Annotated in this window: 15 protein-coding genes, 2 rRNA genes and 1 riboswitch; of the genes, 14 read left to right on the top strand and 3 right to left on the bottom strand. The window is 68.1% G+C overall.

Annotated features, from left to right (window positions below):
- The first annotated feature begins 83 nt into the window (after nucleotides 1-83).
- From OG338_RS02750 to OG338_RS02695, 12 genes are all read left to right on the top strand, one after another.
- Nucleotides 84-3205: ribosomal RNA gene (locus OG338_RS02750) — 23S ribosomal RNA — on the top strand.
- A 79-nt stretch (nucleotides 3206-3284) separates the two neighbouring features.
- Nucleotides 3285-3401: ribosomal RNA gene (rrf, locus tag OG338_RS02745) — 5S ribosomal RNA — on the top strand.
- A gap of 147 nt (nucleotides 3402-3548) precedes the next feature.
- Complete coding sequence (locus OG338_RS02740; RefSeq protein ID WP_018105069.1) at nucleotides 3549-4157, top strand: CDP-alcohol phosphatidyltransferase family protein; 609 nt, start codon at nucleotides 3549-3551, stop codon at nucleotides 4155-4157.
- A 113-nt stretch (nucleotides 4158-4270) separates the two neighbouring features.
- Nucleotides 4271-6766, top strand: coding sequence for a sugar phosphate nucleotidyltransferase (locus OG338_RS02735; protein WP_405935790.1), 2496 nt, complete (start codon nucleotides 4271-4273; stop codon nucleotides 6764-6766).
- Nucleotides 6767-6871: 105 nt separating this feature from the next.
- Entirely contained in the window at nucleotides 6872-7774 is a 903-nt protein-coding gene (locus OG338_RS02730) for a DUF881 domain-containing protein (RefSeq protein ID WP_405935789.1), read from the top strand.
- On the top strand, nucleotides 7771-8103 hold the full coding sequence (locus tag OG338_RS02725; RefSeq protein ID WP_003970459.1) for a small basic family protein: 333 nt from the start codon (nucleotides 7771-7773) through the stop codon (nucleotides 8101-8103). Before OG338_RS02730 ends, OG338_RS02725 begins: the two co-directional genes overlap by 4 nt.
- 5 nt (nucleotides 8104-8108) lie before the next feature.
- On the top strand, nucleotides 8109-8897 hold the full coding sequence (locus OG338_RS02720) for a DUF881 domain-containing protein (protein WP_405935788.1): 789 nt from the start codon (nucleotides 8109-8111) through the stop codon (nucleotides 8895-8897).
- A gap of 82 nt (nucleotides 8898-8979) precedes the next feature.
- Nucleotides 8980-9843, top strand: a complete 864-nt coding sequence (locus OG338_RS02715; protein WP_405940300.1) for an FHA domain-containing protein — start codon at nucleotides 8980-8982, stop codon at nucleotides 9841-9843.
- A gap of 42 nt (nucleotides 9844-9885) precedes the next feature.
- Nucleotides 9886-10626 carry a MerR family transcriptional regulator gene (locus OG338_RS02710; protein ID WP_405935787.1) on the top strand — a complete coding sequence of 247 codons (741 nt, stop codon included), beginning with the start codon at nucleotides 9886-9888 and terminating at the stop codon, nucleotides 10624-10626.
- 53 nt (nucleotides 10627-10679) lie between these two features.
- Nucleotides 10680-11156 (top strand): bifunctional nuclease family protein, encoded by a 477-nt coding sequence (locus OG338_RS02705; protein WP_026171779.1) that lies wholly within the window; start codon nucleotides 10680-10682, stop codon nucleotides 11154-11156.
- Between the two features lie 167 nt (nucleotides 11157-11323).
- On the top strand, nucleotides 11324-11941 hold the full coding sequence (locus OG338_RS02700; RefSeq protein WP_405935786.1) for a MerR family transcriptional regulator: 618 nt from the start codon (nucleotides 11324-11326) through the stop codon (nucleotides 11939-11941).
- Nucleotides 11942-12032: 91 nt separating this feature from the next.
- On the top strand, nucleotides 12033-13505 hold the full coding sequence (locus OG338_RS02695; RefSeq protein ID WP_405935785.1) for a DNA polymerase IV: 1473 nt from the start codon (nucleotides 12033-12035) through the stop codon (nucleotides 13503-13505).
- On the opposite strand, the gene OG338_RS02690 is transcribed toward OG338_RS02695, so the two are convergent.
- Nucleotides 13430-13798 carry a PRC-barrel domain-containing protein gene (locus OG338_RS02690; RefSeq protein WP_405935784.1) on the bottom strand — a complete coding sequence of 123 codons (369 nt, stop codon included), beginning with the start codon at nucleotides 13796-13798 and terminating at the stop codon, nucleotides 13430-13432. The genes OG338_RS02695 and OG338_RS02690 overlap by 76 nt on opposite strands.
- Nucleotides 13799-13914: 116 nt before the next feature.
- A riboswitch (glycine riboswitch) is annotated at nucleotides 13915-14012 on the top strand.
- A gap of 193 nt (nucleotides 14013-14205) precedes the next feature.
- Here OG338_RS02690 and gcvP point away from each other — a divergent pair.
- Nucleotides 14206-17091, top strand: coding sequence for an aminomethyl-transferring glycine dehydrogenase (gcvP, locus tag OG338_RS02685; protein WP_405935783.1), 2886 nt, complete (start codon nucleotides 14206-14208; stop codon nucleotides 17089-17091).
- A gap of 72 nt (nucleotides 17092-17163) precedes the next feature.
- Here gcvP and OG338_RS02680 read toward each other — a convergent pair whose 3' ends face one another.
- Nucleotides 17164-17370, bottom strand: a complete 207-nt coding sequence (locus tag OG338_RS02680) for a DUF5999 family protein (protein ID WP_328899152.1) — start codon at nucleotides 17368-17370, stop codon at nucleotides 17164-17166.
- Nucleotides 17371-17617: 247 nt separating this feature from the next.
- Nucleotides 17618-18211 (bottom strand): hypothetical protein, encoded by a 594-nt coding sequence (locus OG338_RS02675; protein ID WP_405935782.1) that lies wholly within the window; start codon nucleotides 18209-18211, stop codon nucleotides 17618-17620.
- 480 nt (nucleotides 18212-18691) lie between these two features.
- Here OG338_RS02675 and OG338_RS02670 point away from each other — a divergent pair, with 480 nt between their 5' ends.
- Nucleotides 18692-20197, top strand: a complete 1506-nt coding sequence (locus OG338_RS02670) for a glutamate-cysteine ligase family protein (protein WP_405935781.1) — start codon at nucleotides 18692-18694, stop codon at nucleotides 20195-20197.
- Nucleotides 20198-20231: the final 34 nt, after the last annotated feature.

Raw genomic sequence — 20231 nt, 5'->3', positions numbered from 1 at the left:
CCCAGTGAACTCGCCCGGTTTCGGGTGGGGTGGTGGGTGGCTGGTCGTTGTTTGAGAACTGCACAGTGGACGCGAGCATCTGTGGCCAAGTTTTTAAGGGCGCACGGTGGATGCCTTGGCACCAGGAACCGATGAAGGACGTGGGAGGCCACGATAGGCCCCGGGGAGCTGTCAACCGAGCTTTGATCCGGGGGTGTCCGAATGGGGAAACCCGGCAGTCGTCATGGGCTGTCACCCGCTGCTGAACACATAGGCAGTGTGGAGGGAACGAGGGGAAGTGAAACATCTCAGTACCCTCAGGAAGAGAAAACAACCGTGATTCCGGGAGTAGTGGCGAGCGAAACTGGATGAGGCCAAACCGTATGCGTGTGATACCCGGCAGGGGTTGCGTATGCGGGGTTGTGGGATCTCTCTTTCATGGTCTGCCGGCCGTGAGACGAGTCAGAAACCGTTGATGTAGGCGAAGGACATGCGAAAGGTCCGGCGTAGAGGGTAAGACCCCCGTAGCTGAAACATTGACGGCTCGTTTGAGAGACACCCAAGTAGCACGGGGCCCGAGAAATCCCGTGTGAATCTGGCGGGACCACCCGTTAAGCCTAAATATTCCCTGGTGACCGATAGCGGATAGTACCGTGAGGGAATGGTGAAAAGTACCGCGGGAGCGGAGTGAAATAGTACCTGAAACCGTGTGCCTACAAGCCGTGGGAGCGTCGCATGCAAGCTTGCTTGCATGTCGTGACTGCGTGCCTTTTGAAGAATGAGCCTGCGAGTTAGCGGTGTGTAGCGAGGTTAACCCGTGTGGGGAAGCCGTAGCGAAAGCGAGTCCGAATAGGGCGTTTGAGTTGCACGCTCTAGACCCGAAGCGGAGTGATCTAGCCATGGGCAGGTTGAAGCGGAGGTAAGACTTCGTGGAGGACCGAACCCACCAGGGTTGAAAACCTGGGGGATGACCTGTGGTTAGGGGTGAAAGGCCAATCAAACTCCGTGATAGCTGGTTCTCCCCGAAATGCATTTAGGTGCAGCGTCGTGTGTTTCTTGCCGGAGGTAGAGCACTGGATAGGCGATGGGCCCTACCGGGTTACTGACCTTAGCCAAACTCCGAATGCCGGTAAGTGAGAGCGCGGCAGTGAGACTGTGGGGGATAAGCTCCATGGTCGAGAGGGAAACAGCCCAGAGCATCGACTAAGGCCCCTAAGCGTACGCTAAGTGGGAAAGGATGTGGAGTCGCAGAGACAACCAGGAGGTTGGCTTAGAAGCAGCCACCCTTGAAAGAGTGCGTAATAGCTCACTGGTCAAGTGATTCCGCGCCGACAATGTAGCGGGGCTCAAGCGTACCGCCGAAGTCGTGTCATTCATACACATAGGGTTAACGCCTGTATGGATGGGTAGGGGAGCGTCGTGTGCCGGGTGAAGCAGCACTGGAAGGTAGTTGTGGACGGTTCACGAGTGAGAATGCAGGCATGAGTAGCGATACACACGTGAGAAACGTGTGCGCCGATTGACTAAGGGTTCCTGGGTCAAGCTGATCTGCCCAGGGTAAGTCGGGACCTAAGGCGAGGCCGACAGGCGTAGTCGATGGACAACCGGTTGATATTCCGGTACCCGCTTTGAAACGCCCAGTACTGAGCCCATTAATGCTAAGTCCGTGAAGCCGGCCTGATCTCTTCGGAGTTGAGGGTAGTGGTGGAGCCGATGAACCAAGGTGGTAGTAGGTAAGCGATGGGGTGACGCAGGAAGGTAGTCCAGCCCGGGCGGTGGTTGTCCCGGGGTAAGGGTGTAGGCCGTGTGGTAGGCAAATCCGTCACACGTTAAGGCTGAGACCTGATGCCGAGCCGATTGTGGTGAAGTGGATGATCCTATGCTGTCGAGAAAAGCCTCTAGCGAGTTTCATGGCGGCCCGTACCCTAAACCGACTCAGGTGGTCAGGTAGAGAATACCGAGGCGTTCGGGTGAACTATGGTTAAGGAACTCGGCAAAATGCCCCCGTAACTTCGGGAGAAGGGGGCCATCTTTGGTGATCCGATTTACTCGGTGAGCTGGGGGTGGCCGCAGAGACCAGCGAGAAGCGACTGTTTACTAAAAACACAGGTCCGTGCGAAGCCGTAAGGCGATGTATACGGACTGACGCCTGCCCGGTGCTGGAACGTTAAGGGGACCGGTTAGCTGCTCTTCGGGGTGGCGAAGCTGAGAACTTAAGCGCCAGTAAACGGCGGTGGTAACTATAACCATCCTAAGGTAGCGAAATTCCTTGTCGGGTAAGTTCCGACCTGCACGAATGGCGTAACGACTTCTCGACTGTCTCAACCATAGGCCCGGTGAAATTGCACTACGAGTAAAGATGCTCGTTTCGCGCAGCAGGACGGAAAGACCCCGGGACCTTTACTATAGTTTGATATTGGTGTTCGGTTCGGCTTGTGTAGGATAGGTGGGAGACTTTGAAGCGGCCACGCCAGTGGTTGTGGAGTCGTCGTTGAAATACCACTCTGGTCGTGCTGGATGTCTAACCTGGGTCCGTGATCCGGATCAGGGACAGTGTCTGATGGGTAGTTTAACTGGGGCGGTTGCCTCCTAAAGGGTAACGGAGGCGCCCAAAGGTTCCCTCAGCCTGGTTGGCAATCAGGTGTTGAGTGTAAGTGCACAAGGGAGCTTGACTGTGAGACCGACGGGTCGAGCAGGGACGAAAGTCGGGACTAGTGATCCGGCAGTGGCTTGTGGAAGCGCTGTCGCTCAACGGATAAAAGGTACCCCGGGGATAACAGGCTGATCTTCCCCAAGAGTCCATATCGACGGGATGGTTTGGCACCTCGATGTCGGCTCGTCGCATCCTGGGGCTGGAGTCGGTCCCAAGGGTTGGGCTGTTCGCCCATTAAAGCGGTACGCGAGCTGGGTTTAGAACGTCGTGAGACAGTTCGGTCCCTATCCGCTGTGCGCGTAGGAATATTGAGAAGGGCTGTCCCTAGTACGAGAGGACCGGGACGGACGAACCTCTGGTGTGCCAGTTGTTCTGCCAAGGGCATGGCTGGTTGGCTACGTTCGGAAAGGATAACCGCTGAAAGCATCTAAGCGGGAAGCCTGCTTCGAGATGAGTATTCCCACCCTCTTGAGGGGTTAAGGCTCCCAGTAGACGACTGGGTTGATAGGCCAGATGTGGAAGCCTGGTAACGGGTGGAGCTGACTGGTACTAATAGGCCGAGGGCTTGTCCTCAGTTGCTCGCGTCCACTGTGTTTGTTCTGAAATAACGAACGGCTGTGTTGTTGTCCGGTGTTGGTTAATTTCATAGTGTTTCGGTGGTCATTGCGTTAGGGAAACGCCCGGTTACATTCCGAACCCGGAAGCTAAGCCTTTCAGCGCCGATGGTACTGCAGGGGGGACCCTGTGGGAGAGTAGGACGCCGCCGAACTCCTTTTAGGAAGAGCCCCGTGCCCTTGTGGCACGGGGCTTTTTCGTGTTTCCGGGGGTGCCCGGTACCCCTCTGCACCCGCCGGCCCGGGCTGAGGGTAGGGTCAGGGGGCATCATTGGCACGTTCTTGACACAGGAGGCCCCCGGGTGGAGGTCCAGGAGACCCGCGTTCAGACGGACCGGGTACTCACCATCCCCAACATCCTCAGCATGTTGCGCCTGGTCGGCGTACCGGTCTTCCTGTGGCTGATTCTCCGCCCCGAGTTCGGCGGGCCCCAGAGTGACGGCTGGGCTTTGCTGGTCCTGATGTTCAGCGGGGTCAGTGACTACCTCGACGGCAAGCTCGCACGCCGATGGAACCAGATCAGCAGCCTCGGACGGCTTCTCGACCCCGCCGCCGACCGGCTCTACATTCTTTCCACCCTCGTCGGACTCACCTGGCGCGAGATCCTGCCGCTCTGGCTCACCATCGCTCTGCTCGCCCGCGAGCTCATGCTCCTCGTGATGGTGGGAATCCTGCGCCGGCACGGCTATCCGCCGCCTCAGGTGAACTTCCTGGGCAAGGCCGCCACGTTCAACCTCATGTACGCATTCCCCTTGTTGCTGCTCAGCGACGGGCATGGTTGGCTGGCAGAGGTGGCCACCGTTTTCGGATGGGCGTTCGCAGGGTGGGGTACAACCCTCTATTGGTGGGCAGGAATCTTGTACGTGGTTCAGGTCCGCCGCCTGGTCAAGGCGGATGCAGTAGCCGATTGAGCTCGCTGATGTGGTGCCGTGCAACGTCGCCGGCCCTCAGCTGATGACACAGAAGCTGCCCTGACGGGTGAAGTCGGCTCGACCGTCGTCTCTTCAAGGAGGACGTTTCCGACATGAAGGCCGTCGTGATGGCTGGCGGCGAAGGCACTCGTCTTCGTCCCATGACCTCGAGCATGCCCAAACCGCTCCTGCCTGTGGCCAACCGGCCGATCATGGAGCATGTGCTCCGGCTGCTGAAACGGCACGGGCTCAATGAGACGGTCGTGACCGTCCAGTTCCTCGCCTCCCTGGTCAAGAATTACTTCGGGGACGGCGAAGAGCTCGGCATGGAGCTGAGCTATGCCAACGAGGAGAAGCCGCTCGGCACCGCCGGCAGCGTGAAGAACGCCGAAGAGGCGCTGAAGGACGACACCTTCCTCGTCATTTCCGGTGACGCGCTCACCGACTTCGACCTCACGGACCTCATTGCCTTCCACAAGGAGAAGGGCGGCCTGGTCACCGTTTGCCTCACCCGTGTTCCCAATCCCCTGGAATTCGGGATCACGATCGTGGACGAGCAGGGCCAGGTCGAACGCTTCCTGGAAAAGCCGACCTGGGGCCAGGTCTTCTCGGACACCGTGAACACGGGCATTTACGTCATGGAGCCCGAGGTCTTCAACTACGTCGAGGCCGATGCCTCCGTGGACTGGTCCGGGGATGTCTTCCCGCAGCTCATGAAGGAAGGAAAGCCCATCTACGGCTATGTCGCCGAGGGCTACTGGGAGGACGTGGGCACCCACGAGAGCTATGTGAAGGCCCAGGCCGATGTGCTGGAGCGCAAGGTCGACGTCGAGATCGACGGCTTCGAGATCTCGCCCGGAGTCTGGGTGGCCGAAGGCGCCGACGTGCACCCCGACGCCGTGCTGCGCGGTCCGCTCTACATCGGGGACTACGCCAAGGTCGAAGCCGGCGTGGAGATCCGCGAGCACACGGTCATCGGCTCGAACGTCGTCGTCAAGAGCGGCGCCTTCCTGCACAAGGCCGTGGTCCACGACAACGTGTACGTCGGCGACCACAGCAACCTGCGCGGCTGCGTCGTCGGCAAGAACACCGACATCATGCGCGCCTCCCGGATCGAGGACGGCGCCGTCATCGGCGACGAATGCCTCGTCGGCGAGGAATCCATCATCCAGGGGAACGTCCGCGTCTACCCCTTCAAAACCATCGAGGCCGGCGCCTTCGTCAACACCTCGGTGATCTGGGAGTCCCGCGGTCAGGCCCATCTCTTCGGGGCGCGCGGCGTCTCCGGAATCCTGAACGTCGAGATCACCCCCGAGCTGGCCGTCAGGCTCGCCGGGGCCTACGCGACGACGCTCAAGAAGGGCTCCACCGTCACCACCGCCCGGGACCACTCCCGAGGCGCCCGAGCGCTCAAACGGGCCGTGATCTCCGCGCTCCAGGCCAGCGCCATCGACGTACGGGACCTGGAAAATGTACCGCTGCCCGTCGCGCGTCAGCAGACCGCGCGCGGCAGTGCCGGCGGGATCATGATCCGTACGTCGCAGGGTGTGCCCGACTCCGTCGACATCATGTTCTTCGACGAACGCGGAGCGGACCTCTCCCAGGCACGGCAGCGGAAACTGGACCGCGTCTACGCCAGGCAGGAGTACCGGCGGGCCTTCCCCGGCGAGATCGGCGACATCTACTTCCCGTCCAGCGTCTTCGACTCGTACACCGGCTCCCTGCTGCGCAACGTCGACACCACCGGGATCGCCGACGCCCAGCTGAAGGTCGTGGTCGACGCCTCCAACGGCAGCGCGGGGCTCGTGCTGCCGAGCCTCCTTGGGCGGCTGGGCGTGGACGCGCTCACCATCAACCCCGGCCTGGACGAATCCCGGCCGACCGAGACGGCCGAAGCCCGGCGCAAGGGTCTCGTGCGCCTCGGCGAGATCGTCTCCTCGGCACGGGCGGCCTTCGGCGTGCGCTTCGACCCCGTCGGCGAGCGGCTGTCCCTGGTCGACGAACGCGGCCGGATCGTGGAGGACGACCGGGCACTGCTCGTCATGCTCGACCTCGTCGCCGCCGAGCGGCGCAGCGGGCGGGTGGCGCTCCCGGTCACCACGACGCGGGTCGCCGAGCAGGTCGCCGCGTACCACGGCACGCAGGTCGAGTGGACGACCACGTCGCCGGACGACCTGACCCGGGTGGGGCGTGAGGAAGGCACCATCTTCGGAGGAGACGGGCGCGGCGGCTTCATCGTTCCCGAATTCGCCAGTGTCTTCGACGGCACGGCCGCATTCGTGCGGCTCATCGGGCTCGTCGCCAGGACCCAGCTCACGCTGAGCCAGATCGACGCCCGCATCCCGCGCGCCCACGTCCTGCGCCGCGACCTGGCGACACCGTGGGCCGTGAAGGGCCTCGTCATGCGCCGGGTCGTGGAGGCGGCCGGTGACCGGGACGTCGACACGACGGACGGCGTACGGGTCGTGGAGGCGGACGGGCGCTGGGTCATGGTGCTGCCGGACCCGGCGGAAGCCGTCACTCACCTGTGGGCGGAGGGGCCCGACGACGCCTCCGCCGAGGCACTGCTCGACGAGTGGGCGGCGGTCGTGGACAGCGCGGGCGACTGAGACGGGGCTGCGGGGACGGGCGGACGCACCGCCCGTCCCCGCAGCCGTCCTTCCACCGGTGGGGCCATTCGGCGTAAGCCGCCGCGACATGCGACGATGTGCGGCATGTCGCAGCAGCCCCCCGGTCGGAGCACGGCCCCGCCGCCCAAGCGCCCCGACGCGTCCATGCTGCTGCTGACCAACGTGATGGAGCACAGCCTGGACGACGGCTACGCCGAAGCGGCGGCGCGGCGGGCGGCCGAGGGACGCGCGGGCATGCCCCGTACGCTCAAGGCCAAACTCGGGCTCGCCGCCTGCCTGGTGCTCGCCGCCCTGGTGGTCACGCTCGGCGCCGCCCAGGCGCGGGTGACCGCGCCGGTCCTGGCCAAGGAGAAGCAGGAGCTGATCGACCGCATCGACGCCGAGACGGCGGCCGCCGACACCCTGGAATCCCAGGTGGAGGAAGTCCGCGACGACGTCAGCAGCCGGCAGCGCAAGGCCCTCCAGGAACACGGGGGAGACCAGGCCGAGCTGGTGGCGCTACTCTCCGGGGCCACGCCCGTGCACGGGCCGGGGCTCAAGGTCGTCGTGGACGACGCCGAGGACGCCGACCAGGGCGGCGGCGGACCCCGCGAGACCAGTGGCTTCTCCGACACCGGACGGGTCAGGGACCGGGACATGCAGCGCGTCGTGAACGGGCTGTGGGAGTCCGGCGCGGAGGCCATCGCCATCAACGGACAGCGGCTGACGGCCCTGTCGGCGATCCGGGCCGCGGGCGACGCCATACTGGTCGACAACAAACCGCTCGTGCCCCCGTACTCGGTGCTCGCGGTGGGGGACGGCAAGAAGCTGGGTGCGGCCTTCCGGGACAGTGCCGACGGCCAGTACCTCCAGGCGCTGAAGGACACTTTCGACATCCGGACCAGCATCTCCGTCCAGCAGAAACTGAGCCTTCCGGCCGCGCCGAGCCTGATCGTACGGACAGCAGAGCCATACAAGGCCGCAGACACAGGGAAGGGCACATCGTGATCGCCGTACTGGGCCTCGTCGTGGGAGTCGTGGTCGGACTGTTGGTCCGGCCCGAAGTTCCGGCGGTGGTCGAGCCCTATCTCCCCATCGCCGTCGTCGCCGCGCTCGACGCGGTGTTCGGCGGGCTGAGGGCCATGCTCGACGGCATCTTCGTCGACAAGGTCTTCGTGGTCTCGTTCCTCTCGAACGTGGTCGTGGCGGCCCTCATCGTCTTCCTGGGCGACAAACTGGGCGTCGGCGCCCAGCTCTCCACGGGTGTGGTGGTCGTGCTCGGCATCCGGATCTTCTCCAACGCCGCGGCGATCCGCCGGCACGTCTTCCGGGCCTGATGCCGATGAGCAACGACGACTTCAACGAGAACCCCGACGACGGCGGGGAGGCCCGGGCCGACGCCCCGCAGGAGCTCACCGGGCGCCGCCGGCTGATCGCCGGTCTCTGGCCGCCCCGGGTGACCCGCGCCCAACTCATCGTCGCCGTCCTGCTGTTCGGCCTCGGCCTCGGGCTCGCCATCCAGGTGCGGTCCAACAGTGACGGCAACGCCCTGCGCGGCGCGCGCCAGGAGGACCTGGTGCGCATCCTGGACGAGGTGGACGACCGCACGCAGCGGCTGGAGGACGAGAAGCAGCGCCTCGACGCCCAGCGCACGGAGCTGGAGAACAGCTCCGACCAGGCCGAGGAGGCCCGGAAGCAGACGGTCGAGAAGGAGCGGCAACTCGGCGTGCTCGCCGGGACCGTGGCGGCCCACGGCCCCGGGATCACCATGACGGTCAACGACCCCGCCGGCGCCGTACGGCCCGACATGCTGCTCGACGCCCTCCAGGAGCTCAGAGCGGCTGGCGCCGAGGCCGTCGAGGTCAACGGCATCCGTGTGGTGGCCAATACGTACTTCTCCGGTGACGCGGGCGCCGTCAAGGTCGACGGGCGCAAGATCACCGCTCCGTACGTCTTCAAGGTCATCGGCAAGCCGCAGGATCTGGAACCGGCGCTCAACATCCCCGGGGGTGTGGTGCAGACGCTGGAGAAGGAGCAGGCCACCGTGCATGTGCTGCGGGCCGACGACATTGTCGTGGACGCCTTGCGACCGGCGGAGCGGCCTGACTACGCTCGGTCGTCGGGCCAGTGATTCCCGGGCGCCCGGGCGTCGGGGAACACGAGCGGACGGTTGCGGGGGGTCGCCGCATCGTAATCGTGGCGCGTGGTGGAAACTGTCGAGTGGATACGGACGTTGTGAAGATGTCCGGGTCGGCAGGTGTGTTCATTCAGGGTTTGTCCTGCCCCACGGGCGGGTCTGTTTCGGTCAAGGGGAATCGCCCGTGAAGTTGTTTGGGAAGTTGTTCGGCAAGAGCGCCCGCGATGAGGACGCACGTCATCGCGCGCCGCGCCATGGTCAGCCCGACGAGCAGGGCGCGGAGCGCCCGCTCTTCCGTGACCAGGTGACAGGCCAGGGGGGTGACCACCCGGGCGGTCCCGGCGCGTCGTCCGTTGACCCTGCCGGTCCCGGCCGCATAGGTTTCGGAGCCCCGAGCCAGGAGGCTTCGTCCATGCCGGTGTGTACGAGGTGCGGCCACCGCAACGCCGAGGCCAGCCGTTTCTGCTCCAACTGCGGTGCGCCGCTGCGGGGCGGGGTCCCGGAGCGCGCCTCGGAGACGACGTCGACCATCTCGATCTCGGGCCTTGAGGCGTACGAGGCGGAGGCCACCGGCCAGACCGCCGTGCCGTCGCTGTCGCCCGAGGCGCAGGCCGCCGTCGACGCCCTGCCGCTCGGCTCGGCGCTCCTGGTGGTGCGCCGCGGCCCGAACAGCGGCAGCCGCTTCCTGCTGGACGGCGAGCTGACCACGGCCGGCCGTCACCCGCAGAGCGACATCTTCCTGGACGACGTGACGGTCTCCCGCCGTCATGTGGAGTTCCGCCGGGGCGCCGACGGCAGCTTCACGGTCGGGGACGTCGGCAGCCTCAACGGCACCTATGTCAACCGTGAGCGGATCGACTCCGTCGCCCTGTCCAACGGGGACGAAGTGCAGATCGGCAAGTACCGGCTGGTCTTCTACGCGAGCCAGCGGGGCATCTGACCCGCCCCCGGACACCGTCCGGGGGGAACCCCAGGAAGGTCCATGCTGAGAACACCGAGCGGCGGTGCCCGACACGGCACCGCCGCCGACGGCCGGCCGATGAGCATCGGCACCGTGCTCCTCCAGTTGCGGGAGGAGTTCCCCGAGGTCACCATCTCCAAGATCCGCTTCCTGGAGGCCGAGGGGCTGGTCGAACCGCAGCGGACCCCTTCCGGCTACCGGAAGTTCGTCGCCGCGGACGTCGAGCGGCTCGCCCAGGTGCTCCGGATGCAGCGGGACCACTATCTGCCGCTGAAGGTCATCCGCGAACATCTGGACGCCCTCGCCCGCGGCGAGCAGGTGGCCCTGCCGTCCCCCGACGGGGAGCCCCGGCAGGCGGACGGTGAGCCGGCCGGACTGCCGGGCCGGGCCACGGCCGCCCGCATCGGCCGCGCCGAGCTCCTGGTCGCCGCCGAGGTCACCGAGAGCGACCTGGACGACTGGGAGTCGTACGGCCTGGTCGTCCCCGCGGCGGACGGCGGGTACGACGCCGACATGGTGACCGTCGCCAGGCTTGTGGCGGAACTGGGGCGATTCGGTCTGGAACCTCGTCACCTCAGGGCCGTACGGGCCGCCGCGGACCGGGAGGCCGGGCTCATCGAGCAGATGGTCGCGCCGCTGCGCCGGCACCGGAATCCGCAGACCAGAGCGCATGCGGAAGCGACCGCGAAGGAGCTGGCGGAGCTGTCCGTACGGCTGCACTCCGCGCTCGTACAGACCGCTCTCCAGGTACGGCTGCGCTGAAGGCGGACCAGCCCGACTACCCAAACCTGCCGAGCACGTCCTAGGGTTGCTGTGTGAACGAGCTCGACGTTGTGGGTGTCCGGGTGGAAATGCCCTCCAACCAGCCGATCGTGCTCCTGCGTGAAGTGGGAGGCGACCGGTACCTCCCCATTTGGATCGGTCCTGGCGAGGCGACCGCGATCGCCTTCGCCCAGCAGGGCATGGCTCCGGCCAGGCCGCTGACCCATGATCTCTTCAAGGATGTGCTTGAGGCCGTCGGCCAGGAGCTCACCGAGGTCCGGATCACGGACCTCCGCGAAGGGGTTTTCTACGCGGAGCTGGTCTTCGCCGGCGGTGTCGAGGTGAGCGCGCGGCCCTCCGACGCCATAGCCCTCGCCCTGCGCACCGGCACGCCGATCTACGGCAGTGACGGGGTGCTGGACGACGCGGGGATCGCGATCCCCGACGAGCAGGAGGACGAGGTGGAGAAGTTCCGCGAGTTCCTCGACCAGATCTCTCCGGAGGACTTCGGGACGAACAACAGCCAGTGACGTCTTCGGCGTCGGCCACCGGCACAACCGGTGAGCCATTCCCCGTCAACGGTCACGCGAAACCACCCTCAGGGTGATTATCACTCGGCGTGCCGAGTGTGGCGATCGTTGACGCACCCCGGGTGACTGCCTACCTTCGAGTGGGCAGGTCAAGGACGGAGGTCGGCGTGAGAAGCAGCGGCGACGGTACGGCAGCGGATGCGCCGTATCCGCAGCAGGGGAGTACGGCCGGCCGGACCATCAGGCAGTCGGCGGCGCCGGCCGCGGTGGCGGGGGACGGCGTGACATCGGCCGACGACATCGGTTACCGCGGGCCCACGGCCTGCGCGGCGGCCGGGATCACGTACCGGCAACTGGACTACTGGGCGCGCACCGGCCTCGTGGAGCCGAGCGTCCGTCCGGCGTACGGATCGGGCACCCAGCGGCTCTACAGCTTCCGGGACGTCGTCCTGCTGAAGATCGTGAAGCGCTTCCTCGACACCGGTGTGGCGCTCCAGAACATCCGCACCACTGTCCAGCATCTGCGGGCCCGCGGCTTCCAGGACCTGGAGCGGATGACGCTGATGAGCGACGGGGCCACGGTCTACGAGTGCTCCTCGCCCGCCGAGGTGGTCGATCTGCTCCAGGGCGGCCAGGGCGTCTTCGGCATCGCCGTCGGAGTCGTCTGGCGGGATGTGGACGCCGCCCTGTCGCAGCTGCACGGGGAGCGGGTGGACACCGGCGAGACACTGATCGGGCACAACCCGGCCGACGAGCTCGCGCGGCGCCGCAACCGGGCCGTCTGAGCCCCCGCGAGCGTGCCCGGGACGGGAATCGCGGGGCCCGGGGCCGCAATGACGCGGCGATTGTCAGTGCCGTAGGGCAGCATCGGCTGGTGTGAGAGCCGCGCCCACCATCCTGCATCTGGACATGGATGCCTTCTACGCCTCCGCGGAGCAGGCGGCGAAGCCCAGCCTGCGCGGCAAACCGGTCGTGGTGGGCGGGCTCGGGCCGCGCGGGGTCGTTGCGACCGCCTCGTACGAGGCACGGCGCTTCGGGGTGCACTCGGCGATGCCGATGGCCCAGGCCAGGCGGCTCGCGCCGAACGCCGCCTATCTGGTCCCGCGGTTCACGCTGTACCGCTCGGTGAGCGACCAGGTCATGGAACTGCTGGGCCGGCTCTCGCCGCTGGTGGAACCGCTCAGCCTGGACGAGGCGTTCGTGGACCTCGAAGCGGGCGGCACCGCCGACGACACCGCCTCCGCCCTCGCGATCGGCCGGGAACTGCGCGAGGCCATCCAGGCGGTCACCGGACTGAGTGGCTCCGTCGGGCTCGCCGGCTCCAAGATGCTCGCCAAGATCGCGTCCGAGGAGGCCAAGCCCGACGGGATGCGCCTGATCGAGCCCGGCACCGAGCGGGCGCACCTCGCGCCCATGCCGGTGCGCACCCTGCCCGGCGTCGGCCCCGCCACGGCGGACCATCTGCGCCGCGCCGGCATGACGACGGTCAACGACCTCGCCGAGGCGGGCGAGGCGGAGCTGGTGCGGCTGCTGGGCAAGGCGCACGGCACCGCGCTGCACCGGATGGCCTCCGGCCACGACGACCGGCCCGTGGTCGCGGAGCGCGACGCGAAGTCCGTCTCCGTCGAGGACACCTTCGAGGTGGACCTGCACGACCGGGTCCGGGTGCGCACCGAGGTGGAGCGGCTGGCCGACCGGTGCGTGCAGCGGCTGAGGGGCGCGGGGCGCTCGGGGCGCACGGTGGTGCTCAAGGTGCGCCGGTACGACTTCTCCACGCTGACCCGCTCCGAGACGCTGCGCGGCCCCACGGACGACCCCGCGGTCGTCCGGGAGGCCGCCGCCCGGCTCCTGGAGGCCGTGGACACCACGGGCGGGGTGCGGCTGCTGGGCGTCGGCGTCACGGGGCTCGCCGACTACACCCAGGAGGACCTGTTCGCGCAGGCCGCCGGGGAGCGGGCGGCGGCCCGGGCGCCTGCGGACGACGAAGGGGCGCGGCCGCCGGAGGACGCCGGTGCCCGCGCGGGGACGGCGGACGACGGGCCCGAGCCGGAGGAGTCCGCCGAGCAGCTCGCGGCGCGGCGCTGGCCGGCCGGGCACGACGTGCACCACGAGGTCCATGGACACGGGTGGGTGCAGGGGAGCGGGGTGGGGCGGGTGACCGTGCGGTTCGAGGAGCCGGGGGCGACGGCACCCGGCCGGGTGCGTACGTTCCGCGTGGACGACCCCGCGCTGCGGGCCGCCGACCCGCTGCCGCTCGTCCCGGACCCGCCGGACTACTCCTCCTGGCCCGCCAGCCGGCCGAAGTCGCGGTCCGGAGCCGGGGCGCCGGGGGCGGCGTCGAGGCCGTAGTGCCGGTAGAGCTGGAGCTCCTGCTCGGGCGAGAGATGGCGGCCCACGCCGAAGTCGGGCGCGTCCTTGATCAGCGCCCGGTCGAAGGGGATGCGCAGGGTGTCGTCCACGAACTCGCTGGGTTCCAGCGGCACGAAGGCGTCACGGCTGAAGAGCCCTGTGCGCACGGCCGCCCATTCGGGGACCCCGGTCGCGTCATCGAGATACACCTCGTCCACGGTCCCGATCTTGGTGCCCTTGCGGTCGAAAGCCTTGCGGCCGATCAGGCTGCGCGGGTCGATGTCGGTCTGCACGGTCCCTCCCACACGGGTCGCGGCTGGTCCACAGGGACTACAGAAATGCAGTTCCGTGGTCTTGGCCACTCGAGAATTTCCGTCGGGTACCCCGCTGGTAGGCTGGTGATGGCTGCTGACCCCGTGCGGGAGAGTCGTCCGGAGCCCATCCGGAGGACGCCGAAGGAGCAAATCCTCCCCGGAATCTCTCAGGCCCCCGTACCGCACGGACGAGGTCACTCTGGAAAGCAGGGCGGGTTGCGCGCGGCCGATGGGCCGTACGGAGCCTCTCCCTCACCGACGGTGAAAGCCGGCGCCCGTGTGGTGCCGGTGAAGCTCTCAGGTTGAGATGACAGAGGGGGAGGCCGTCAGGGCACCCGGCGCCGCGGTGCCCTTCGCAGGTCGTGACAGACCAGGAGGCCTCCACCATGACCCCCCGTCGCACCCCGCTCACGCAGCTGGAACAGGGCATTCCGTTCGAGCAGCGCCACATCGGCCCCGACGCCGAGGCGCAGGCGAAGATGCTTGCCCAGGTCGGTTACGGCTCGCTGGACGAGCTGACCGCGGCCGCCGTGCCCGACGTGATCAAGAGCGCCGAGGCGCTGGCCCTGCCGGAGGCCCGGACCGAGGCCGAGGTGCTGGCCGAGCTCCGCCGGCTCGCCGACCGCAACCAGGTCCTCGCCCCGATGATCGGGCTCGGCTACTACGGCACGTTCACCCCGCCGGTGATCCTGCGCAACGTCATGGAGAACCCCGCCTGGTACACGGCGTACACGCCCTATCAGCCCGAGATCTCGCAAGGCCGGCTCGAAGCCCTCCTGAACTTCCAGACGATGGTCGCCGAGCTCACCGGCCTGCCCACCTCCGGCGCCTCGCTGCTGGACGAGGGCACCGCCGCCGCCGAGGCCATGGCGCTCGCCCGGCGCGTCGGCAAGGTCAAGAACGGCGTCTTCCTGGTCGATGCCGACACCCTGCCGCAGACCGTCGCCGTCATCGAGACCCGCGCCGAGCCGACCGGCGTCGAGGTCGTCGTCGCCGACCTCACCGACGGCATCCCGGCCGAGTTCGCCGAGCGCGGCGTCTTCGGCGTGCTCCTCCAGTACCCCGGCGCCTCCGGGGCCGTCCGGGACCTCAAGCCCGTGATCGACCGGGCGCACGAGCTGGGCGCGATCGTCACCGTCGCCGCCGACCTGCTGGCCCTCACGCTGCTCACCTCGCCCGGCGAGCTGGGCGCCGACATCGCCGTCGGCACCACGCAGCGCTTCGGCGTCCCGATGGGCTTCGGCGGCCCGCACGCCGGCTACATGGCGGTCCGCGACAAGTTCGCCCGCAGCCTCCCCGGCCGCCTGGTCGGCGTCTCCGTGGACGCCGACGGCAACAAGGCGTACCGCCTGGCCCTCCAGACCCGCGAGCAGCACATCCGCCGCGAGAAGGCCACCAGCAACATCTGCACCGCCCAGGTGCTGCTCGCCGTCATGGCCGGCATGTACGCCGTCTACCACGGCCCCGAGGGCCTGCGCACGATCGCCCGGCGCACCCACCGCTACGCCGCGATCCTCGCCGAGGGCCTGCGCGCCGCCGGGATCGACGTGGTGACCGGCGCCCACTTCGACACGCTCACCGTCCGCGTCCCCGGCCGGGCGGGCGAGGTCGTCGCCGACGCCCGGGAGCGCGGGGTCAACCTGCGCCTGGTCGACGCCGACACCGTCTCGCTGGCCTGCGACGAGACGACGACCCGTACCCAGGTCGCCGCCGTCTGGGCCGCCTTCGGTGCCGACGGGGACGTCGAGGCGCTGGACGCCACCACCGAGGACGCGCTGCCCGGGGCGCTGCTGCGCACCGACACGATCCTCACCCACCCGGTCTTCCACCAGCACCGGTCCGAGACCGCGATGCTGCGCTATCTGCGCAAGCTCGCCGACCGCGACTACGCGCTGGACCGCGGCATGATCCCGCTCGGCTCCTGCACGATGAAGCTGAACGCGACCGCCGAGATGGAGTCCATCACCTGGCCCGAGTTCGGTGCGCTGCACCCGTTCGCGCCCGCCGAGCAGGCGCAGGGCTTCCTGACGCTGATCCGCGAGCTGGAGGAGCGGCTGGCCGAGGTCACCGGATATGACGCGGTGTCCATCCAGCCGAACGCCGGGTCGCAGGGCGAGTTCGCGGGGCTGCTGGCCGTCCGCGCGTACCACCGCGCCAACGGCGACGAGAACCGGACCGTGTGTCTGATCCCGTCCTCCGCGCACGGCACCAACGCCGCGAGCGCCGTGATGGCCGGCATGAAGGTGGTCGTCGTCAAGACCGCCGACGACGGCGAGGTCGACATCGAGGACCTGCGCGCCAAGATCGCGCAGTACCGCGACGAGCTGGCCGTGCTCATGATCACCTACCCGTCGACGCACGGCGTCTTCGAGGAGCACGTCGCCGACATCTGCGCCGAGGTGCACGACGCCGGCGGCCAGGTCTACGTCGACGGCGCCAACCTCAACGCGCTGGTGGGCCTCGCCAAGCCCGGCCGGTTCGGCGGCGACGTCTCGCACCTCAACCTGCACAAGACCTTCTGCATCCCGCACGGCGGCGGCGGCCCCGGCGTCGGCCCGGTCGGGGTGCGCGCGCACCTGGCTCCGTACCTGCCCAACCACCCGCTCCAGCCCGCGGCGGGCCCGGAGACGGGCGTCGGTCCGATCTCGGCGGCCCCGTGGGGCTCCGCCGGCATCCTGCCGATCTCGTGGGCGTATGTACGCCTGATGGGCGGCGAGGGTCTGAAGCGTGCGACGCAGGTCGCCGTACTCGCGGCCAACTACATCGCCAAGCGGCTGGAACCGCACTACCCGATCCTGTACAACGGTCCGGCCGGGCTGGTGGCGCACGAGTGCATCGTGGACCTGCGACCGATCTCCAAGGCGACCGGTGTCAGCATCGACGACGTCGCCAAGCGGCTCATCGACTACGGCTTCCACTCGCCGACCATGTCGTTCCCGGTCGCCGGGACGCTGATGATCGAGCCGACCGAGAGCGAGGACCTCGCGGAGCTGGACCGTTTCTGCGACACGATGATCGCGATCCGCGCCGAGATCGAGAAGGTCGCGTCAGGGGAGTGGAGCGGCGACGACAACCCGCTCGCCAACGCCCCGCACACCGCCGCCGCGCTCGGCGGGGAGTGGGAGCACGCGTACAGCCGCGAGGTCGCGGTCTTCCCGGCCGGTGTCTCGGCCGCCGACAAGTACTGGCCGCCGGTGCGCCGGATCGACGGTGCGTTCGGTGACCGTAACCTCGTCTGCTCGTGCCCGCCGCTGGACGAGTACGACAACTGACGCGGACATGCGTCGGGGCCGGTGCGGAGATTTTTCTCCGGGCCGGCCCCTTCTTCTTTCCGTACGGGCCGCTCAGGCGGCCTTGACCACCCGGTTCGCGGCCAGGGGCCGGTGCGGGGCGATGATCTGCCCGTCCGGAAGCAGCTCACCGGTGTCCTCGAAGAGCAGGACGCCGTTGCACAGCAGGCTCCAGCCCTGCTCCGGGTGGTGGGCCACCTGGCGGGCGGCCTCCCGGTCGGCTGAGTCGGCTGTCGGGCAGGGTGGCTGATGCTGGCACATGGATGGGTTCTTTCGCTGCGTCGAGTTGAGTGACCTGCGCTGTGAAGAGGTGTTCACGACCGCCCCCGTATCGATCGGTCGCATCCCAGTGTTGCCCCACGGGCGACAATCCGCAGGGATTTCGCCGCAGCGCTTCCACTCCTCACATGACGCGTCACCCGCCCGGAGGGCTCAACTCAACTGCACTGTCCCTTCGGGTGGTTCGGGGTGGCCGGATGGGACTAGTCCGGATGGGCGGCCGCCGGCCTCAGGCCGGGGCGGGGGAGCCCAGCAGCGGGCCGGGGCCTCGCGTGATGCGGGTGGTGATGACCGGCAGCAGGTCGGCGGCCCGGTGCGGCCGGTGGGCGGCGAAGCCGGGCGGCGCCGGGGACAGCGGCACGAGCATGTCGTCCGGGTCCGGTGCGCCGCAGGAGGCGTCCGCCGCGGGGTCGCCGTGCAGCCACAGGGCCAGCATGTACAGGTCGGGGATGGACAGCAGCCTCGGCTGGTAGGGGCCGGTCATCCCGTCCGCCTGGCGCAGCGCCAGCTCCGTCGAGGCGATGTACGGGCCCTCGAAGAAGTGCGAGAAGGCCCAGCCGTCCGCGGTGAGCATGGTGTCCGCCGCCGCGACCGCCCGCTCCGAGCTGCGGATCTGGAAGCGCCAGGCGGCGAGCCGGGTGGCGGGTGCGAGGCCGCCCGGGGCGACGCCCAGCACATGGACGGGCAGCGGGTGTTCGGGGCTCAGAGGTCCCGGTGCGGACCGCAGGGCGGGCGTGCGGGCCTCGCGGACCGCGGGTGAACCGAGCGCCGCGAGGACGCTGCGCAGTGCGGGCGCGGGGGCCGGGGGAACATGCAGCGGCATAGTGGGTCGCCTCTCACTTCGGAGACACGGTGGTGCGCGGGCGGGTGCGGACGGCGTTGTCGGCGTGCGGGGCCAGAGGAGGCCGGTGACTGAGCCGGTGCGTCAACTCTCTGCCTCGTCCGCGGAGTTTATACGACACGTGTTCACGCGGTGATTCCACTAGCCGCCACGGCTATTGCCGGCAAGGCGGTATCCGGACTTTATTATGCGGAGATCATGCTGTTTCGGCGCGAGCGGCGCAGCCGCCGCCTCGGGTTTTTCCCGCACCGCGGTCGGCCGAAACCCATCGGCGCTTTACGGACCCGCCGTACGGGGAAACGGTCCGGTGCGTCATGCCGAGTGAATGTGCCCGGGGCCCCGACGCTCAGATTAGCGTGTGTGCGCCGTCCGCGGGGCGTTACGGATCACGTCCTGCGGGCATTATCGATCGTGATGCGGGCGGCCCGGGCCGCGTGCCGGCCACTTGAGGAGGACCATTCGATGGGGAAGAAGGTCGTCGCGGGCGCCTTTGACCTGTCCGACCGGCAGAGGTACCGGAGGAAGCTGCACCAGTGCGTGGCGGCACTGTCCGGGCTCCTGGCCGAGCGCCGGTTCGACCGGCCGCGCAACCTCATGGGCATGGAGATCGAACTGAATCTCACGGGCGCCGACGCCATGCCGAAGATGTTGAATGGGCAGGTACTGGAGCGCATCGCGAGTCACGATTTCCAGACGGAACTGGGGATGTTCAATCTTGAGGTGAACATAGTCCCCCATCATCTGTCGGGGCGCGTTCTGGATCAGTTGGCCGAAGAGCTGCGGACCGGGCTCGGATATGCCGACCGGAAGGCCGGTGAAGTCGATGCCGGGATCATGATGATCGGAATCCTGCCGACGCTCGGCCATGACGACATGGTCCGGTCCAATCTCTCCGACGTCGACCGCTACGCCCTCCTCAACGATCAAATGGTGGCAGCGCGCGGCGAGAGTTTCTCGCTCGATATCGAAGGCGTCGAGCGGTTGGTCGCCACCGCCGGATCGATCACCCCGGAGGCGGCCTGCACCTCGCTGCAACTGCATCTCCAGGTCACTCCGGAACGCTTCGCCGACGTGTGGAACGCGGCGCAGGCCGTCGCCGCCGTCCAGGTCGCCCTGGGGGCCAACTCGCCGTTCCTCTTCGGCCGGGAGGTGTGGCGCGAGTCGAGGCCGCCGCTGTTCGAGCAGGCCACGGACACCCGGCCGCCCGAGCTGCGCAACCAGGGCGTGCGGCCCAGGACCTGGTTCGGGGAGAAGTGGATCGGCTCGGTCGAGGAGCTCTTCGAGGAGAACCTGAGGTACTTCCCGCCGCTGCTGCCCATCTGCGACGAGGAGGAGCCCCTGCGCGTCCTCGCCGACGGCGGGGTGCCCCAGCTGAAGGAACTGGTCCTGCACAACGGCACGGTCTACCGCTGGAACCGCCCGGTGTACGGGATCGCCGACGGCGTCCCGCACCTGCGCGTCGAGAACCGGGTGCTGCCCGCGGGCCCGACCGTCGCCGACGTCATCGCCAACACCGCGCTCTACTACGGCCTGGTCCGGGCGCTCGCGGAGGAGTCGCGTCCGGTGTGGACCCGGATGCCGTTCTCCGCCGCGGCGGAGAACTTCGAGACCGCGTGCCGCCACGGCATCGAGGCCGAGCTGCTGTGGCCCAGGCCCGGCCGCTCCGGCGGGCTGACCCGGGTGCCGGTGACCAAGCTGGTGCGCGACGAGCTGCTGCCGCTCGCCGCCGCCGGGCTCGACGGCTGGAACATCGAGCCGGCGGACCGGGACCACTACCTCGGCATCATCGAGGAACGCTGCAAGCGGCGGACGAACGGGGCGTCCTGGCAGGCGGACACCTACCACCGGGCGCGCGAGGCGGGCCTCGGCCGGGGCGCCGCGCTCGCCGCGATGACCCGGCGCTACGGCGAGCTGATGCAGGGCGGCGACCCCGTGCACACCTGGCCGGCGGGCATCCCGGCACCGTGACGGGCGGGTCCGGTCCGGGCCCCGGACCGGCCCT

It is taken from the genome of Streptomyces sp. NBC_00726, assembly GCF_045161735.1.
Taxonomy (GTDB): domain Bacteria; phylum Actinomycetota; class Actinomycetes; order Streptomycetales; family Streptomycetaceae; genus Streptomyces.
This window is presented reverse-complemented; position numbering and strand designations above follow the sequence as displayed.

Excerpts from the sequence above, each read along its gene's own strand:
- OG338_RS02735 (WP_405935790.1), top strand. The coding sequence starts at position 4,271 with ATGAAGGCCGTCGTGATGGCTGGCGGCGAAGGCACTCGTCTTCGTCCC.
- OG338_RS02730 (WP_405935789.1), top strand. The coding sequence starts at position 6,872 with ATGTCGCAGCAGCCCCCCGGTCGGAGCACGGCCCCGCCGCCCAAGCGC.
- OG338_RS02720 (WP_405935788.1), top strand. The coding sequence starts at position 8,109 with ATGAGCAACGACGACTTCAACGAGAACCCCGACGACGGCGGGGAGGCC.
- OG338_RS02710 (WP_405935787.1), top strand. The coding sequence starts at position 9,886 with ATGCTGAGAACACCGAGCGGCGGTGCCCGACACGGCACCGCCGCCGAC.
- gcvP (WP_405935783.1), top strand. The coding sequence starts at position 14,206 with ATGACCCCCCGTCGCACCCCGCTCACGCAGCTGGAACAGGGCATTCCG.
- OG338_RS02680 (WP_328899152.1), bottom strand. The coding sequence starts at position 17,370 with ATGTGCCAGCATCAGCCACCCTGCCCGACAGCCGACTCAGCCGACCGG.
- OG338_RS02675 (WP_405935782.1), bottom strand. The coding sequence starts at position 18,211 with ATGCCGCTGCATGTTCCCCCGGCCCCCGCGCCCGCACTGCGCAGCGTC.
- OG338_RS02670 (WP_405935781.1), top strand. The coding sequence starts at position 18,692 with ATGGGGAAGAAGGTCGTCGCGGGCGCCTTTGACCTGTCCGACCGGCAG.